General features: G+C 65.1%; 16 protein-coding genes. 11 read left to right on the top strand and 5 right to left on the bottom strand.

The genetic code is table 11. The features are described from left to right. Window positions 1-52 precede the first annotated feature (52 nt). Window positions 53-802 (top strand): aquaporin Z, encoded by a 750-nt coding sequence (gene aqpZ, locus LH407_RS10905; protein ID WP_322133964.1) that lies wholly within the window; start codon window positions 53-55, stop codon window positions 800-802. 74 nt (window positions 803-876) lie between these two features. Here aqpZ and LH407_RS10900 read toward each other — a convergent pair whose 3' ends face one another. Beyond that, a complete protein-coding gene (locus LH407_RS10900) occupies window positions 877-1,797 on the bottom strand; it encodes a formylglycine-generating enzyme family protein (protein ID WP_456061979.1) in 921 nt (306 codons plus the stop codon). Between the two features lie 119 nt (window positions 1,798-1,916). Here LH407_RS10900 and LH407_RS10895 point away from each other — a divergent pair, with 119 nt between their 5' ends. The 8 genes from LH407_RS10895 to LH407_RS10860 all read left to right on the top strand — a co-directional run bounded on the left by LH407_RS10895 (window position 1,917) and on the right by LH407_RS10860 (window position 11,900). Continuing rightward, the gene (locus LH407_RS10895) at window positions 1,917-3,671 is read left to right on the top strand and encodes a sulfatase-like hydrolase/transferase (RefSeq protein ID WP_322133966.1); all 1,755 of its coding nucleotides are present in this window, start codon (window positions 1,917-1,919) and stop codon (window positions 3,669-3,671) included. A gap of 172 nt (window positions 3,672-3,843) precedes the next feature. Next, window positions 3,844-5,130, top strand: coding sequence for a sugar ABC transporter substrate-binding protein (locus tag LH407_RS10890; protein ID WP_322133967.1), 1,287 nt, complete (start codon window positions 3,844-3,846; stop codon window positions 5,128-5,130). A 33-nt stretch (window positions 5,131-5,163) separates the two neighbouring features. Next, window positions 5,164-6,087, top strand: coding sequence for a carbohydrate ABC transporter permease (locus LH407_RS10885; protein WP_322135017.1), 924 nt, complete (start codon window positions 5,164-5,166; stop codon window positions 6,085-6,087). Then, window positions 6,084-6,932 carry a carbohydrate ABC transporter permease gene (locus LH407_RS10880; RefSeq protein ID WP_322133969.1) on the top strand — a complete coding sequence of 283 codons (849 nt, stop codon included), beginning with the start codon at window positions 6,084-6,086 and terminating at the stop codon, window positions 6,930-6,932. Before LH407_RS10885 ends, LH407_RS10880 begins: the two co-directional genes overlap by 4 nt. Before the next feature lie 31 nt (window positions 6,933-6,963). Then, complete coding sequence (locus tag LH407_RS10875; protein WP_322133970.1) at window positions 6,964-8,121, top strand: ROK family protein; 1,158 nt, start codon at window positions 6,964-6,966, stop codon at window positions 8,119-8,121. Then, the gene (locus LH407_RS10870; protein WP_322134938.1) at window positions 8,121-9,404 is read left to right on the top strand and encodes a carboxylesterase family protein; all 1,284 of its coding nucleotides are present in this window, start codon (window positions 8,121-8,123) and stop codon (window positions 9,402-9,404) included. Before LH407_RS10875 ends, LH407_RS10870 begins: the two co-directional genes overlap by 1 nt. Beyond that, a complete protein-coding gene (locus LH407_RS10865; RefSeq protein WP_322133971.1) occupies window positions 9,401-10,936 on the top strand; it encodes a GMC family oxidoreductase in 1,536 nt (511 codons plus the stop codon). Before LH407_RS10870 ends, LH407_RS10865 begins: the two co-directional genes overlap by 4 nt. After that, window positions 10,923-11,900, top strand: a complete 978-nt coding sequence (locus tag LH407_RS10860) for an acetylxylan esterase (protein ID WP_322133972.1) — start codon at window positions 10,923-10,925, stop codon at window positions 11,898-11,900. The genes LH407_RS10865 and LH407_RS10860 overlap by 14 nt, the downstream gene beginning before the upstream one ends. Here the strand turns inward: LH407_RS10860 and LH407_RS10855 are convergent. Beyond that, window positions 11,897-12,889: a stage II sporulation protein M gene (locus LH407_RS10855; protein ID WP_322133973.1), complete on the bottom strand. Its 993-nt coding sequence runs from the start codon at window positions 12,887-12,889 to the stop codon at window positions 11,897-11,899. The genes LH407_RS10860 and LH407_RS10855 overlap by 4 nt on opposite strands. Window positions 12,890-12,906: 17 nt before the next feature. On the opposite strand from LH407_RS10855, the gene LH407_RS10850 reads away from it, so the two are divergent. Then, a complete protein-coding gene (locus tag LH407_RS10850) occupies window positions 12,907-13,770 on the top strand; it encodes an RDD family protein (RefSeq protein ID WP_322133974.1) in 864 nt (287 codons plus the stop codon). Window positions 13,771-13,787: 17 nt separating this feature from the next. Here LH407_RS10850 and ahcY read toward each other — a convergent pair whose 3' ends face one another. The 3 genes from ahcY to LH407_RS10835 are packed head-to-tail and all read right to left on the bottom strand — an operon-like array spanning window position 13,788 to window position 16,308. Beyond that, entirely contained in the window at window positions 13,788-15,275 is a 1,488-nt protein-coding gene (gene ahcY, locus LH407_RS10845; protein ID WP_322133975.1) for an adenosylhomocysteinase, read from the bottom strand. A gap of 5 nt (window positions 15,276-15,280) precedes the next feature. Then, window positions 15,281-16,096: an HAD-IIB family hydrolase gene (locus LH407_RS10840; protein ID WP_322133976.1), complete on the bottom strand. Its 816-nt coding sequence runs from the start codon at window positions 16,094-16,096 to the stop codon at window positions 15,281-15,283. Continuing rightward, window positions 16,093-16,308 carry a DUF3499 family protein gene (locus LH407_RS10835; protein WP_322133977.1) on the bottom strand — a complete coding sequence of 72 codons (216 nt, stop codon included), beginning with the start codon at window positions 16,306-16,308 and terminating at the stop codon, window positions 16,093-16,095. The genes LH407_RS10840 and LH407_RS10835 overlap by 4 nt, the downstream gene beginning before the upstream one ends. A 101-nt stretch (window positions 16,309-16,409) precedes the next feature. On the opposite strand from LH407_RS10835, the gene LH407_RS10830 reads away from it, so the two are divergent. Next, window positions 16,410-16,844, top strand: a complete 435-nt coding sequence (locus tag LH407_RS10830) for a metallopeptidase family protein (RefSeq protein ID WP_322133978.1) — start codon at window positions 16,410-16,412, stop codon at window positions 16,842-16,844. The last annotated feature ends 17 nt before the right edge of the window (window positions 16,845-16,861 follow it).

Below are 16,861 nucleotides of genomic sequence, written 5' to 3'. Positions count from 1 at the left end.
CGCCTCCGCTAGGCTCGGGGCGTTCGCGCACCTCCCACGGAAAGGTCCCGTCATGGACAAGCCACTTGCGGATTCCGACGTCGACGTCGACACCTCTGCTTCACTCCCCCAGCGGGTCGCCGCCGAGATCTTCGGCACCTTCCTGCTCGTCGGTGGAGTGATCGGAACAGCGCTGTTCTCGTCGCCCAACACCGGCTGGCTCGGTGTCGCCCTCGCGGTCGGTCTCGCCGTCATCGCCGGCGCCTACGCCGTTGGCCACATCTCGGGTGGACACTTCAACCCGGCCGTCACACTCGGTGCCGCGGCATCCGGTCGCTTCGCCTGGCGCGATGTTCCCTTCTACGTTGTCGCGCAGATCATCGGTGGAGCCCTCGCCACGACCGTGCTCTTCCTCATCGCCTCCAACGGGCCAGCGGGTGCCCTGAGCGACTTCATCGCCGGTGGCTTCGCCTCCAACGGGTTCGGAGACCACTCCCCCGCCGGGTTCGGCCTCGTGGCCGTCATCATCACCGAGGTGGTGCTGACGGGTGTGTTCCTCTACGTCATCCTCGGTGTCACGGACCGTCGGGCGGCGACCGGATTCGCGCCGCTCGCGATCGGCCTCACCCTTACGCTTCTGCACCTCGTGGCGATCCCGGTGAGCAACGCCTCGTTCAACCCCGCCCGCTCCATCGCAACGGCCATCTACGGTGGCGGCGACGCGCTCATCCAGCTGTGGGTGTTCATCGTCGCACCCATCGTCGGTGCGCTCATCGCGGGGTTCACCTACAACGCGCTCTTCGATAGCAAGAAGCGCGGCTAGCTCTCAGCGCAGCACAGGATGCCCGGGGCTTCGGCCTCGGGCATCCGTCGTATTACGGCCAGCCGGATGCGCGGTCACGGTTCCGCGCGGAGGGACACCGTTCGAAACCCCGCGTTGCCCATGGAGGACGACGGTGTGTTAGAGCTTCGTGCCGAGTTGCGATATCGGTTGCAGTAGGAGTCGTGGCACAGGTAGCTGCCGCCTCGAAGCACGCGAGTACTGCCGCGTTCGGGACCGCGTGGATCCTGGATCACCGACGCGGAGTAGTACCGAGGGCTGAACCGGTCGGAACACCACTCCCACACGTTGCCGACCATTTGCCACAGACCGAAGTCGTTGGGTTCGAAGGACTTGACGGGTGCGGTGCCGACCCATCCGTCGGCCCCGGTGTTGTGGGTGGGGAACTCGCCCTGCCAGATGTTGGCGCGCCACCCCCCTTCTTCGACACCGTCGTTGCCCCAGGGGTACGTCCACTCGCTGTGCCCGGCCCTGGCCGCGTACTCCCACTCCCCCTCCGTTGGGAGCCGTCGGCCAGCCCACTGGCAATAGGCGTTGGCGTCGTTCCAGCTCACGTGGACAACCGGGTGGTCGTGGAGTCCCTCGAGCGAGCTGTGTGGCCCGATCGGGTGCGACCAATCGGCGCCCGGCACCGTCACCCACCACGGCGGATCACTGCGTTCGGCCCCGGGGATCGGCGCGTGACTTCTCAGGAGAACCTCGGCTACGGCGGACGCGCCGAGTGCTTGGGCTTCTGTGATGTAGCCCGTGGCCTCGATGAACTCGGCGAACTGCTCGTTCGTCACGGGTGTGATGTCGATCTCGAAGGCGTCGAGGACCACGGGATGACGCGGGAGCTCGCCGTCCATCGGATTGGCGTCCCCCGACGAGTCGCCCATGACGAAGGTCGCGCCCGGAAGGCTCGATTGTTCGATTCGATGCGACCCGGTGGCACGTATGGGAGAGGAGTCGACCCGATCGACTGGCCCCGGCGGCATACAGCAGGATCCGGTTGGTTCGGTCTCAGCCACGGGATCCTCGATTCTCGCCGCGCCCTATGCTTTCACTCGGAATATAATACAACCGCCCTAAATTGCCAGACGGAAGGTCCGGAGAGATGCGTGCTGTTGTCGTGATGTTCGACACACTCAATCGGCGCTACCTCCCACCGTACGGCGGCGCGGACGTCCTCCCGAACTTCGATCGCCTTGCAGCACGATCGGTCACGTTCGACACGTGTTATGCCGGGTCGATGCCCTGCATGCCCGCCCGCCGGGAGATGCACACCGGTCGCTACAACTTTCTGCACCGCTCGTGGGGCCCGTTGGAACCGTTCGATGACTCCGCGGCCGCGCTCCTGGGTGACGCCGGTGTCTACACCCACCTCGTCACCGACCACAAGCACTATTGGGGCGACGGCGGGGCGACGTACCACGGTCGATTCCGCACCTTCGAGTTCATTCGCGGCCAAGAAGGGGACGCGTGGAAAGGTGTCGTTCGTGATCCGGCCGACATCCCGGGGTCACGTGGTGGCGAGCTCTGGCGCCAGGATCAGATCAATCGGCGTTACACCGAGTCAGAGGAGCGGCATCCGCAAACGCTGACGTTTGATGCGGGCATCGAGTTCATCCAGGAAAACCATCGCGAGGATCGCTGGTTTCTCCAGATCGAAGCGTTCGACCCGCACGAACCGTTCACCGCCTCCGAGCAGTACCAGAGCGGAGAAACTCCACAGCACGACTGGCCCTCCTACAAGCGCACCGCTGAGTCGGATCCGACATCGGACTACATCGACTCCTACCGGGCACTCCTGCGTCAGTGCGACCACTCGTTGGGTCGAGTGCTCGATGAGTTCGATCGCCTGTCGTTATGGGACAACACGATGCTCATCGTCTGCACCGACCACGGACTACTTCTCGGTGAGCACGAGTGGTGGGGAAAGATGGTCCAACCCTGGTACGAGGAGAACATCCACGTGCCACTGTTCGTGTGGGATCCGCGCTCCGAGCGGCGCGGGGCACGCAACACGGATGTTGTGAGAACCATCGATTTCGCTCCCACCCTGCTGGAGTTCTTCGGCGCGCCCGTGCCAGACGACATGGAGGGAGAACCGATAGGCCCGCTTCTTTCGGGAACCGATCGCGAGAGCAACGTTGCCTTGTTCGGCAATCACGGCGGGCACGTGAACGTCACCGACGGTCGGTACGTCTACATGCGGGCATCCGTTTCACCCGACAACCAACCGTTGTTCGAGTACACCCTCATGCCCACGCGCTTGCAGGGAGCTTTTCCCCTCCCCGAATTGCGGGAAGCTGCCCTCGTTCCGGGATTCGACTTCACCAAGGGCATTCCCGTGCTCAAGGTCCCCACCGTCTCGACCGGAAGCCCCTGGCTCTTCGGCACGATGCTGTTTGATCTGGCGACCGATCCTGATCAACTGGCACCCCTCGAAGACGACGCTGTCGAACTCCGCATGGCCACCCTCCTCGTCGAGGCCATGCGTGAAGCGGATGCCCCACTCGAGCAGTACACGCGGCTGGGACTCCCCGCTACCGGACCGGTCGGTGAGCACCATCTGCTCGTTCGTGCGCAACGCGCTCAGCGCGAGCGAGGTGCACTCGCCCCGCCGCGAGCCGAGGACTTTGACCCAGACTCGCCCGTGGTCTCCGGCGCGGTCCGATCGTGGCTCGCCGATCCGGCCACGTCGGAGCTCGTGATGGCCGCCCTGCCGTTCCTCGCGAATCCGTTTGTCAGCGTCCTCGCTGCTCCCATGACACTCATCGAGGCGGCGAGCCTCGGCCCCGCGGTGGGGACAGAGGAGATGGCTCAGCTCAATACGCAACTGCTCGACGCCCGCGAATTATCTAACTAAATCGCAGATTAGAACTCATCCCCTTGACTGGATACCCAAAACCCGAGCCACTGCCCAATGTTTCAGCGGCGTAAATAGCGTGAGACAAGCATGATTCGAGCCTTGTAAATATGGGTGACTCTCTCATAATGTTCGAGCATCGCATTTCCCACTCGACCAAGGAGCCTAGATAGTGTTTGTCTCAACTCGTTCCCGATCCCGAACGGTCGCTGCCATCGGCCTTCTCATCGCCACGTCGGCGGTACTCGCGGCGTGCGGTCGCGCAGACTCGACGCCCGAGGCAACCCGAGCAGCCGTCGATGACGAACCGGCCACCGGCGTTGTGGACGTCTGGGCACCGAGCGGCGACGCGAACTACCTCGACACCCTTCTCGAAGGCTTCCGCGACGACAATCCGGATGCAACGGTCAATGTGACGGTCATCCCGGTCAACGAGTACGTGCAGAAGATCCAGGCCGCCATCGCCTCCGACACTCTCCCCGACGTCGCCCTCGTGAAAGCCGACGGAACCCTCCTGAGCGGCACATGGTCGGCGGTGCCGGACGGGCTCGTGGAGTTGGAGGACTTCTTCCCCGGCACCCTCGCCCTCGGGCAGATCGACGGCGTCCAGTACCTCGTGCCGTGGTACAACAACGTTCGAGTGCTCCTCTACCGTTCCGACTTCGCCGAAAAGGCGGGAGTCGAGGCGCCGACCACGTGGGACGAATGGGTTCCCTTCCTCGAGGGCCTGCGCGAGGGTGGAGCCGCGCAACCGTTCGGAAGCGACGTCTCCTGGGGCACCGACACCGGTCTCTTCGTCTCGACGCTTGCCAAGAGTGCGGGCGCGGAACTCGTCTCCGAGGATGGCACGGAGTGGCAGGTCGACACCCCTGAGATGCACGCGGCGTTCGAGCAGTACCAGGCCCTCTTCGCCGATGGGCTCACCTCGCCCGACGGGCCCACCTTCCTCGACCAGGTGTCGTCGTTCACGTCCGGTCAGATCGGGTCGCTCGTCACCGGCCCCTGGGTTCTCGCTCAATTCAACGAAGCGGTCGGCGAGGAATGGATGCAGGACAACCTCGGCGTCGCCATGCTGCCCGCCGGTCCTGCCGGAAGCGTAGGCATGCTCGTAGGAGGCGGCTGGACGGTGTCGGACTCCTCCGACAATCCCGATGCAGCCTGGAAGGTCATCCGTTACCTCGGGCAGGTCGACACTGAGCTCCAGCAGTACGAGGGCTTCGGCAGCCTCCCGCCTCGCACCACCGCATGGGAAGAGGCCGACCTGACCGACGACGCCTACCTCGAGCCGTTCTTCGAGCAGATGGAGACGGCGAGCGCGTCACCTGCGATCGCCACGTGGGATCAGTTCACCAAGATGCTGGGCGGTCAGGCCGAGAAGATGATCCGCGGCGGCGTCTCGATCGACGACGTCCTCGCCGAAGGCCAGTCGCTCGCCGACAGCATCGGAACGGGACGCTAGTCGATGCGCGTACGGTCACGAACGCGGGGCGGGGTGCTCGAGGAGCGCCCCGCCCCCCGGCGGTCCCCGGCGCGCCGATCGGCTGTCACGACGGGTCAGAACCGGGCGGGTTGGCTTCTCAGCCTCCCGTTCATCGTGATCTTCCTCACGTTCACGGCACTCCCGATCGTCATCTCTCTCGTCATCGGTTTCACGGACATGCGATCCTCGGACCTGCGCAACCCACTCGCCGTGAGTTTCGTCGGGTTGTCCCACTTCACCGACCTCTTCGCTAACCCTCAGTTCCTCAGGTCTCTTCTCAATACCGGCATCTACGTTGTGGTGGGGGTACCCATCACTCTTGCCGTGGGGTTCTTGCTCGCCGTGGCTCTCAACACGGGCATCCCCCGCTTCCGCACGTTCTTTCGTGCAGCCTTTTACGTTCCCGTCGTTACCAATATCGTCGCGGTCGCGACAATCTGGCAGTACGCGTTCAACGCCCGCGGCCCGGTCAACTCCGCGTTGGCGTGGTTCGGGATCGACGGCCCCAACTGGTTGGGGGATCCCGCGTTCGCCCTCGCCGTGATTATCGCGCTGGGTGTGTGGCTGAACTTCGGTACAGCGATGGTGCTGTATCTAGCGGGACTGCAATCGGTGCCGGAGGACGTCTACGAAGCAGCGGCTCTCGATGGCGCCGGTCGATGGCGCATCCTGTTCTCCATCACCTGGCCACTGCTGCGTCCGACGACCCTGCTCGTCTCCGTTCTGCTCACCATCTTCTTCCTTCAAGTCTTTGAGGTCCCCTACGTGCTCACGGACGGTGGACCGCTCGACTCCACGATCACGCTGGGCCTTTTCACCTTCAACCAGTTCGGCTTCGGTGACCTCGGCAAGGCTGCGGCCTCCTCCTACGTCATGGTGCTCATCGTCGCCGTGCTCGGCATCGTGCAGTTCCGACTCCTGAGGAGCAAGTCATGACTCGGTCGCGAGCGACTGCGGGATGGCGGACGCGTGTCAGTACTGGGGTGCTCTACGCCATCCTCGTCGGCTCGCTCGTGGTGGTCCTCGCTCCCTTCCTCTGGGTTTTCGCCGGCGCTTTCCGGAGCACGGGCGAAATCCTCGCTAACCCGGGGGCCTGGTTTCCGGTCAATCCCACTCTCGACAACTTCGTTACCCTCGTCGTCGACGGCAATTTCCTCGGGTACGGCGTCAACTCCGTGGTGGTGGCGACGATCATTGTGGTCGGCAACGTCATTTTCGCCTCGATGGTGGGCTACGCACTGGCCAAACTGCACTTCAGCGGCCGACGCGTCGTATTCGGCGCGATCCTCGCCTCGATGATGATCCCCTTCACCGCGATCTTTGTGCCCCAGTTTGTTGTGGTGGCACGGCTCGGGCTCATCGACACTCTCGCCGGGATCGCCCTTCCCATGCTGGTGCTGCCGCTCCAGGTGTTCATCATGCGCCAGTACGCGGAGTCCATTCCCGATGAGCTCTTCGAGGCGGCTCGGCTGGACGGCGCGGGCGAGTTCCGGATGTTTCGCGTGATCTTCCTGCCCCTCGCCGGCCCCGCGATCGCCACTCAAGCCCTCCTCGCGTTCCTCGCCTCGTGGAACGGATTCCTCTGGCCGCTCATCGTCGCCCAGACGACGGATCGCTACACGCTGCCCGTGGCGCTCTCGGCGATGAGCCAGGGAACGGAAACGGTCGACTACGGGATACTCCTCGCCGGGGCCATTGTTGTGCTGCTTCCCGTGCTGATCCTCTTCCTCGCCCTGCAGAAGTACTTCATCCGCGGCATCGCCACAGTGGGAATGAAGTGATGGATACGTCGATAGTGAGAGAAAGTAAGTCATGACCACTGTTGGGCCCATCGACCCGGCCGCCATGCGTCGGCTCAATGCTGCAACGACTCTGCGCGAGCTCCATCGTCGGAGGTCGGCCACCCTCACCCAGCTCACCGATGAGACGGGCCTTTCGCGGCGAACTCTCGAACTCATCCTGGGTGACTTCGTTTCGCTCGGGCAGGCCGCGGAAAGCTTCAATCACAAATCCAAGGGCGCTGGCCGACCCGCGCGACAGTTCACCTTCGAGGCGCAGCACGCCTTCGCTCTCGCCCTACAGATAGGGCAGGACAGCATCGAGGTCATGCTCTCCGATCTCTATGGCGCTCCCCTCGGTTCGTGGTCGGAGCCGGTCAGTGCGAGCACACCACGAGAGGAACGGCTCGACAAGGTACGTGGTGCGGTCACCGCGCTCTTCCGCACCCTCGATGTCTCGGTCGCGAAGGTGGCGGCTGTCACGGTCTCGACAATGGGTGTCGTCGGCGATGACGGGATCGTCGAGCTGAAGGGAGCGGTCGGCGCAGTCGGTCCGTCGGTCGCGGACTGGTCTGGATTTTCCCTCTCAGAAGCACTCTCGGATCTCTTCCCGTGCGAGGTGGTCGTGGAGAACGACGCGAAGCTCGCAGCAGTCGGTGAGGGATGGCGCGGCGGCGCACAGTCGGCATCCGATTACGTTTACGTGCTCGCCGAGGGCCGTCGGGTCGGCATCGGTGTTGTCATCGGCGGCAAGCTCTATCGCGGACTACACGGGCAAGCCGGAGAGATTTACTGGGCGCAGCCCGTGTTCGGGCTTGGTGAGCCGATGGCCCCCAATCCTCTTCTCGCCCTCGACGCTCCGAGAACGGAAGCCGGCGAGGTCGCCCTAGATCTGGCCCGCCGGGCGCGCAGTGGCGACAGCGATGCACTTCGGGACGTCAACGCGCTCGCCGGTGCGCTCGCGCCCGGTCTGCATGCGATCGCGTGTCTCCTCTCCCCCGAGGTGCTTGTGCTCGGCGGAGCCTTCAGCGACATCGGTGCACCGCTTGTTGACGCGTTGGGGCGCGAGTTCGATTCGCGCACGAGCCCGGACACGCGACTGACGCTCACCGAACTCGGGAACAAAGCCGTTCTTCTGGGTGCGTTGAGAACCTCGTTGGATCGCATCGAGTCGAACCTCTTCGGCCCGTGATGACCGAGGTGATCGTGGAGTGCCCGGCTGGCCGGATTGTCGGCCTGTCGGACGGGGTTGTCGATCGTTTTCTGGGTATCCCGTATGCCGAGGCGCCGATTGGCCCGAGCCGATGGCGGGGAGCTCAGCGCCGGCCGCCGTTTACCGATGCGTTTGCCGCGACATCCTGGGGAGCCACTGCACAACGGGGACAACCCTACGAGTCGACCTTCATCCCCGAACCGTCTGTCGATGGGGAGGAGACCCTGAATCTCAACGTGTTCTCACCGGCACACGCGGGTGGCGCAGACAGTCGTCTCCCGGTGCTCGTCTGGGTGCACGGCGGCGGCTACGTCTCGGGTTCTGCGATAGGGCCGTGGTACGACGGCTCGCCGAGTGCTTCGCGTGGTGCGCTCGTCGTCACCATCGGCTATCGGCTCGGCTGGGAAGGGTTCGGCAAGGCGACCAGCGGGATCAATCGTGGCGTTTCCGACTGGATTGCGGCCCTCGAGTGGGTTCAGGACAACATCGCGGACTTCGGAGGGGATCCTTCACGCGTGACCATTGCGGGTCAATCGGCGGGGGGAGGCGCGGTCCTTACCCTACTGTCGAGCCCCCGAGCTGTCGGGCTGTTCCAGCAAGCAGCGGCCTTCTCCCCCGTCGACGTCTGCCTCTCCCTCGACGATGCGACGCGCGTCACCACCACCCTCGCCGAGCGCGCGGGAGTCGACACGTCAGAGCTCGAGCGGATGTCCTCATTGCAACTACAAGGAGCCTCGGTCGATCTCGCGGAAACGGGCAGCACCGCATCGCTGCGTCCCTTCGCGCCGGTCTACGGCGACGACCTGGTGCCCGAGCCGATTATGGATGCCCTCGGCCGTCACGGCCTCGACAAGCCGCTCCTGATCGGAGCAACCGCCCACGAGCTCTCCCCGCCTGACCTCGTTGACGGCTCCACCACGCGCCACAAATTGTCGTCCGAGCTCTTCCACGGGACCGTTCGCCGAACGGTCGACGCGCGGCGTCGGTCGACCGCGCCGACCTGGGTCTATCGGTTTGACTGGAGATCCCCGGTGACAGCCACCGCGTCGCACTGCCTCGATGTTCCCTTTTTCCTCGGGACGGCACCCAACGCCGAAGACGCTCTCGGCCCCGATTACCCGCGGGATCTGGTGTCGACGATGAACGGGGACCTGCTTCGTTTTGTCCACGCCGAAGGGTTGCCGTGGTCGGCCGCACGGTCGGCTGAGGACGAACCCCGGGTTTACGGGAGCGGGCCCGCCCATGAGGAGAAGGAACGATGACAGCGCACGGCGACCAGCCCGACCTCCTCATCATCGGGAGCGGAATCATGGGGGCGAGTGTGGCTCGCCTCGTTCGCGAGTCACTTCCGCACGCGCACATCGTGATGGTCGACGGCGCACCATCCATCGGATCCGTGCCTGGCCTCCATCTCCACGACAGCGCCGACCCCGAGGTCTGGGCGCGATACAACACGAAGGTATCGTCGGGCATTCAGGCGATGTACGCGGGTGCCGATCTGGCTACCCACCTCGAGGGCGGAATCACCACTGCGGATCCCGGCATCTATCGGCTCGGAGCCTTCGGCGAGCAGGCGGGCTCGATGCCCGCGGCGGCCATGTCGTGGAACCTCGGCGGGATGGGTGTGCACTGGACCGCCGCGACACCGTTCCCCCTGGGCGAGGAACGTTTCGACGACGGAGACCCCGAGCAGTGGGAAAGGGACCTCGAGACGGCACGTCGAATACTGTATGTCGACCCGGGCCCACTCGGCGCCACGGCGGCCGGTGCACGGGTGCTGGAGGTCTTCGAGGAGCTTTTCCCTCTGCCTCGTCGCGCGCGCCTCATGCCGATGGCCGTCGCGGAAGGCCCGAATGGAACCCTCATACGGTCCGGCCCGAGTCGAATCTGGCCCGGAATGCTGGGCGACGACGATCGATTCACCCTTCTCGACAACTCCCTCGCGGTCGAGCTCGTGCACGATGGATCGATCGTGAGCGGTGCCCGGATCCGGGATCCACGTACGGGGTCCGAGCGTGTGATCTCAGCTGCGGCGACCGTCGTGTGCGCGGATGCGATCCGCACACCTCAGCTCCTTTTTGCGTCGGGGATCCGCCCGCGGGCACTCGGCGCCTACCTCAACGAACACGCCTTCATCACCAGCCGTGTGCTCCTCGACCTCGATCGGCTCGGCCTGACGATCGACGAGCTGCCCCGCCCGAAGCCTGGCGAGTTTGCGACCGACGCACTCTGGCTCCCCCACAACGATGATGCACAGCCGTTCCACGGCCAGGTCACCGGGGTCGTCTACGTCGACGACGATGACACTGCACTGGCCTATTCGACGGGAATCTCCCTGTACTCGCCCGTTGAGTCCCGTGAGAGCAATCGACTCGTCTTCTCGGAAACCGAGCTGGATGCCACAGGGATGCCGCTCATCGACGTGGAGTTCGAGTACTCGGAGAGCGACCGCGCCCGTATCGATGATGCCCTCGACCTGGCCGAGAAGATTGCCCGGCGCCTCGGCGACTTCGATCCGCACACCGAACGAGCACTCCTGCCTCCCGGTTCGTCGTTGCACCAGACCGGAACCGTGCGTTCAGGCCCGGTCGACGACAGCACGTCCGTGTGCGATCCGGACGGACGGGTGTGGAATTTCCGCAACCTCTTCCTGGCCGGCAACGGAGTTGTCCCGACCCCCGTCGTGTGTAACGCGACCCTCACTGGGGTGATCACGGCCGTACGGGCATCCCGTGCGATCGTGGACACCCTCGACCTCACCGCTTCGGAAAAGGAGCACCATGCCACTGCTTGATCTGCCTCTCGAGCAGTTGAGGGAGTATTCGCCCGAGGTACGCGAACCTGACGATTTCGACGAGTTCTGGTCGACGACCATCGCCGAAGCCAGGACGTTCTCAGCCCCCGTCGATGCGCGCCGGGTTGAGGCGGGAATGAGCCTCGTCGACACGTTCGACGTCACCTTCCCGGGCTTCGACGGGGAAGCAATCAAAGGTTGGCTCAACGTTCCGGCCGGGCCCCTGCGCGGCGCGATCATCGAGTACAACGGTTACGGCGGCGGGAGGGGGCTACCGCACGAGCGCCTGCGTTGGGCCGCCGCGGGATTCGCCCACTTCTTCATGGACAACCGCGGCCAGGGCAGTTCGTGGGGTAGCGGCGGCGAAACCCCGGACCGCGGCGTGGTGTCGGCGTCGGTTCCCGGTGTCATGACGCGCGGCGTTCTGGACCGGGATACGTACTACTTCCGCCGCCTCTACACGGACGCGGTGCGCGCGGTGGATGCCGTGCGCTCTCTCGACATCGTTGACCCGTCACTCGTGGCGCTGGTCGGGAGCAGTCAGGGCGGTGGCCTTGCCATCGCCGTGTCCGCGCTCGTCGGCGATGTTGTCGCGAGTATGCCGAGTGTGCCGTTCCTCTCCCACTTCGAACGTTCCGTGAGTATGGCCATGAGCGATCCGTACTCGGAGATCGTTCGATATCTGTCGGTTCATCGCGGTCAGGAAGAGCGGGTGTTCGAGACACTGTCCTACTTCGACGCCGTCAACTTCGCTCGGCGCGCGACGGTTCCCGCACTTTTCGCGTCGGCACTCATGGACCCGGTATGCCTGCCCTCGACGGTCTTCGCCGCGGCCAATGCGTGGCAAGGGCCGATGACGATGGAGGTGTACCCGTACAACGAGCACGAAGGCGGCGGCGAACACCACTGGGTCACCCAGGAGCGCTGGATTCGCACCTACCTACCCGAAGTCGATCAGCGCTAGCCGGCAACCAACTGGCGAGCACCGGCCTCGAACTCGGCGAGATCCCCGGTCTGGCCCGCGCGAGCAGCGCGTCCGCCGATAACCCACTGGTAGAACAGGAAGACGGCGAGCGCGATCGTTCCGATACCGATCTTGATCGGCCACGGCCACTCCTGCCGTGTCACGAGACCCTCCACGAGCCCCGACAGCAGCAGCGCCAGGGTGAGCCCGACCACAATCGTGAACATCGCGCGACCATCCTCCGAGAGCGCCTGGGCGCGCGTGCGGGCACCCGGTGCGATCCACGCCCAGAACACGCGGAAGCCGGCAGCCGCCGCGAGAAAAACGGAGTACAGCTCCAGCTGTCCGTGCGGCGCGATGTAGAGAAGGAAAACGTCGAGCGAGTCGATTGACGCGAGTGCCCCAGCGGAACCGCCGATGCCGATGGCGTTCTGCAGGAGGAGGTAAGCGGGAAACACACCCGTGATGCCGAATCCGATGGCCTGGGCCGCGAGCCAGGCGTTGTTTGTCCACACGAAACTCGTGAACGATGTGCCGGAGTACTCGGAGTAGTAGTTGATGAACTGCTCGCGATAGGCCTCGAGTTCCGCGCGACTTCCCATCATCGCGAGAGCCTCCGGAGTGGTGGCAACCCACCACGCCTGGAGTGTCGCCAGCACGATAAAGGCAACCGCGACCGCCAACGTCAGCCACCGCACACGGTAGAGAGCTGCCGGCAGGTCGGCCAGGAAAAACCTCGGCAGGCGGCTGAGCACACTCGCCGACGCGCTCGTAAACCGGAGGCGCGCGCGCGAGAGTCCGAGCGACAGACGATCGCCCGGCACCGACTCCCCAACCGTGGTCTGGATGGCGGAGAGCTGGCTGGCACCCGCTTGGTAGTGCTCGATGAGCTCATCGGCCTCGGCGCCCGTGAAGTCGCGCTGCCGACCCAGCTCATCGAGGCGGGCCCACTCGTCCCGGTGCGCGGCGGAGTAGGCGTCGAGATCCATGCTGATTTAATGATGGCATGAGCAGCCCGATGCCGAAGTATCGCGACGCGATCATCCACGAGGAGAAACGCGACGAGGTCATCATCGGCGAAGCGGTGGCGCTCAGTCTCCGCCCCACGAGTTTTGTGTTGCGCGGTGCGGGTGCCGCCATCGACTTTCTGCTGTACACGGCCGGGTACATCCTGCTCGTCATCCTGATCTTCAATCTCGCCGACGCCCTGCGGCTGGACGGCGCCATGGCGCGCGCCCTCTCCATCGTGGGGCTCGTCGCCGCATTTGTTCTCGTACCGACCGTCGTGGAAACACTCACGCGCGGCAAGTCACTCGGCAAGCTCGCCGTGGGTGCACGCATCGTGCGTGACGACGGCGGCGCCATCGGCTTCCGCCACGCGTTCATGCGCGCCCTCACGGGGATGTTCGAGATCTACATGACACTCGGCGGAGGGGCCGCCGTCATCGCGTTGCTGAACTCGCGTTCGCGTCGCCTCGGCGACCTCGTGGCAGGAACCTACAGCCAAAACGAGCGCGTCGCCGCTGAGGTCCGGCCGGTCTACGGGGTACCGGTCCAGTTGCTCGACTGGTCACGAACCGCCGATGTGGCCCGGATGCCCGATGCGCTGGCACGCCGGACATCCCAGTTCCTGTCCCAGGCGGGCGCCCTGACGCCGCAGACTCGTGTTCGTGTCGCCGCGGAGCTCGCGAATGAAGTCTCGCGTTACGTCTCGCCCATTCCGCCGACCGACCCCGAGCTATTCCTCGCCGCCGTTGCGGCCGTGCGGAGGGATCGCGAACTGGGTGCCCTGGAGCTCGAGAAGCGCGGCCTGGAGCGTCTCGCACCCGCACTCTCGGGCATCCCGCGCGGATTCCCCGATCGGGGCTGACCCGACCGGGGCTCCGATCAGTACCGGTAGTGGTCGACCTTGAACGGTCCGTTCACATCCACGCCGATGTAGGCGGCCTGCCGCGGGGTGAGTTCGGTGAGCACAACACCGAGCGCGTCGAGGTGCAGACGAGCGACCTTCTCATCGAGATGCTTCGGGAGAACGTACACACTCTTGGCGTAGCGGCCGTCGGCGTTGTTCGCGAACAACTCCAGTTGGGCGAGTACCTGATTGGTGAACGAGTTGCTCATCACAAACGAGGGGTGCCCCGTCGCATTGCCGAGGTTCATGAGACGACCCTCCGAGAGTACGAGGATGCTGCGCCCGTTAGGCAGACGCCACTCGTGCACCTGCGGCTTGATCTCAACCTTCTCAGCCCCCGGCAGTGCCTCGAGGCCCGCCATGTCGATCTCGTTGTCGAAGTGACCGACGTTGGCGACGATGGCCTGGTGCTTCATGCCGAGCAGGTGATCGACCGTGATGACGTTCTCGTTGCCCGTTCCGGTGACAAAGATGTCGACCTGGTCGAGCACGTTCTCGATGGTCGTGACCTGGTAGCCGTCCATAGCTGCCTGCAACGCGCAGATCGGGTCGATCTCGCTGACGATAACGCGAGCTCCCTGACCGCGGAGAGCCTCAGCGGAACCCTTACCGACGTCGCCGTAGCCAGCGACGAAGGCGACCTTGCCGCCGATGAGCACGTCGGTCGCGCGATTGAGACCATCGGGAAGCGAGTGGCGGATGCCGTACTTGTTGTCGAACTTCGACTTGGTAACGGAGTCATTGACGTTGATGGCCGGGAACAGGAGATCGCCCGTCTTGGCGAGCTCGTACAGGCGGTGAACGCCCGTTGTCGTCTCCTCGGTGACACCCTGGATCTCGGCGGCGATCGTCGTCCAGCGATCCGAGCTCTGAGCCAGCGAGCCGCGGAGAAGGTCGAGGATGACACCCCACTCCTGGCTGTCACCCGGCTGCTTCTGCGGCACGGCGCCAGCGAGCTCAAACTCGCGACCCTTATGTACGAGGAGAGTTGCATCCCCACCGTCGTCGAGGATCATGTTGGGACCGATATAGGCCTCGCCCTCCGCTGCGGCCTCGGCCGTCCAGTCGAAGGCGCGATCGGTGCACCACCAGTACTCCTCGAGCGTCTCGCCCTTCCACGCGAACACGGGAACACCGGCGGGCGCGTCGACGGTGCCGGTGGGCCCGACGGCGACGGCGGCTGCCGCGTCATCCTGTGTCGAGAAAATGTTGCAGCTGACCCAGCGCACCTTCGCGCCGAGAGCCACGAGGGTCTCGATGAGGACGGCCGTCTGCACGGTCATGTGCAGCGAACCCATGATGCGGGCACCGGCCAGTGGTTGCGACGGCCCGAACTCCTCGCGCAGGGCCATGAGGCCCGGCATCTCGTTCTCGGCGAGGCGGATCTGGTGACGCCCGGCCTCGGCGAGAGAAAGGTCAGCGACCTTGAAGGGGAGCGCGGTCGGGAGCGTGGTGGAGGTCATGGTTCCTATTGTCCCAGAGGTGGAAGCGTCGTTACGGGGAGTTCGCTCGACGGGGAATCGAGCCAGTCGACGAGTGCCGTGACCGCCACGAGGGTGTCTTGCCAACCGTGGACGGGCACGGATGCGACACCGAGCGCGTACACGGGGTAGTCGTTGCCCGTCTCGTCGAGACGGTCGCCGATGAACAGCAGTTCGTCGAGCGAGTGACCGCGGGCCTCCTGGAGTTTGGCGATTCCGTAGGCCTTGTCGATGCCCTTGCGGGTGATGTCGATGGACGTCGAACCGCCGCCGCGCACCTCGAGGTCGGGCAGTCGCGGCGCCACGTACTCCCACAGAGCGCGCTTCTTAGCGCCGTCGGGGTCCCACGCGACCTTCTCGGCCACGGGTGCCTGCTGCCCCAGCGCGGAGAACGTGATCTGGCTGCCGCGGTCCTCGATGATCGGGCCCCAGGGCTCCGGATGCCACAGCCCCAGCTCGCGCGCGCCCTCCTCGAGCGCGGCGATCGAGCGGGACTTCTCGTCCTCCGTGAGGTCCTCGGCGTACTGGAGAGCCCAGTCGCCGCCGTCCCAGCGGTAGTAGCGCGTTCCGCAGGTCGGCATGAGGTGCAGTCGGGAGAGGGCATCCTCACTCGCCTCGAAGCCGTTCAGGGCCTGCGCTTGGAACTGCTCGAAGCGACCACCCGAGATGATGCACACCTCGACACGTTCGAGAAGTGCCGCGAGGGCCGCACTCATGTCGGGATGCATCGTCGATTTCGACTCAGCAAGGGTGTCGTCCAGGTCGAAGACTACGGCGCGGATGTCGCTGCGAGAAGAAATCACGCACCCAAAACTACATGCCGTACGACCTGCCAGCCCTGCGGCGCCGAGAGGCGCTCGGCGTGGCGCTCGCACAGGTCGTAGGAGTGCGGCTCGGCCGAGTAGCTGAGCGGCCCGACAACAACCATCGAGTCGGCGTAGACGTAGGTGAGAGTGGCGACGGCGTCATCATTGCAAGCGACCTTGCTGCATGGACGACCCGGATTCTCGCTCATCGTGAGCGCTACTCTACGGGTTCGCCGGAACCCGGCGCGGAAGCAACGCCGAAACGCCGACGGCTCATCGATGGCCGCGGCTGCGCGCCTAGGATGAGGGCATGGCGAGCGCGCGACGGGGAGGTTCTGCACGCCCGGGGTGGCGGGATCGCCACGGCCGCGGAATGCGCTCCCCCGTGACGGGGCCACACCTTCCCCTCCTCCAGAGTCGCGTCGATGTGTTCGATCAGACCGTCGCATCGACGGCCGAATACCTGAGGGATCTGTGGCCGGAGGAGCTGGCATCGGCGAGCTTCGAGATCGCGGCACTCCCCTCGCGGCTCGGTGACGGGCCTGCCGTCGATCGGTGGCGCGTCGACCCGCTCGCACGACGCGTCACGTTGTACCGGGTGCCCATCGAGCGGCTCTCCCGACTGCACCGTTACGACGAGGTCCACAAGCGCATGATGATCGAGAGCTGCGTTTTCCGGGCGGTGGCGGAACTCCTGGGCAAGGATCCGTGGGATCTCGCTCCGGAACGCTTTCGTCACCTCTGACCGTCGTAGCGACGGCC

The organism is Antiquaquibacter oligotrophicus (assembly GCF_020535405.1).
GTDB classification, from domain to species: Bacteria; Actinomycetota; Actinomycetes; order Actinomycetales; family Microbacteriaceae; genus Rhodoglobus; species Rhodoglobus oligotrophicus.
Note: the sequence above shows the minus strand (reverse complement) of the source record. Positions and strands in the feature narration are given on the sequence as shown.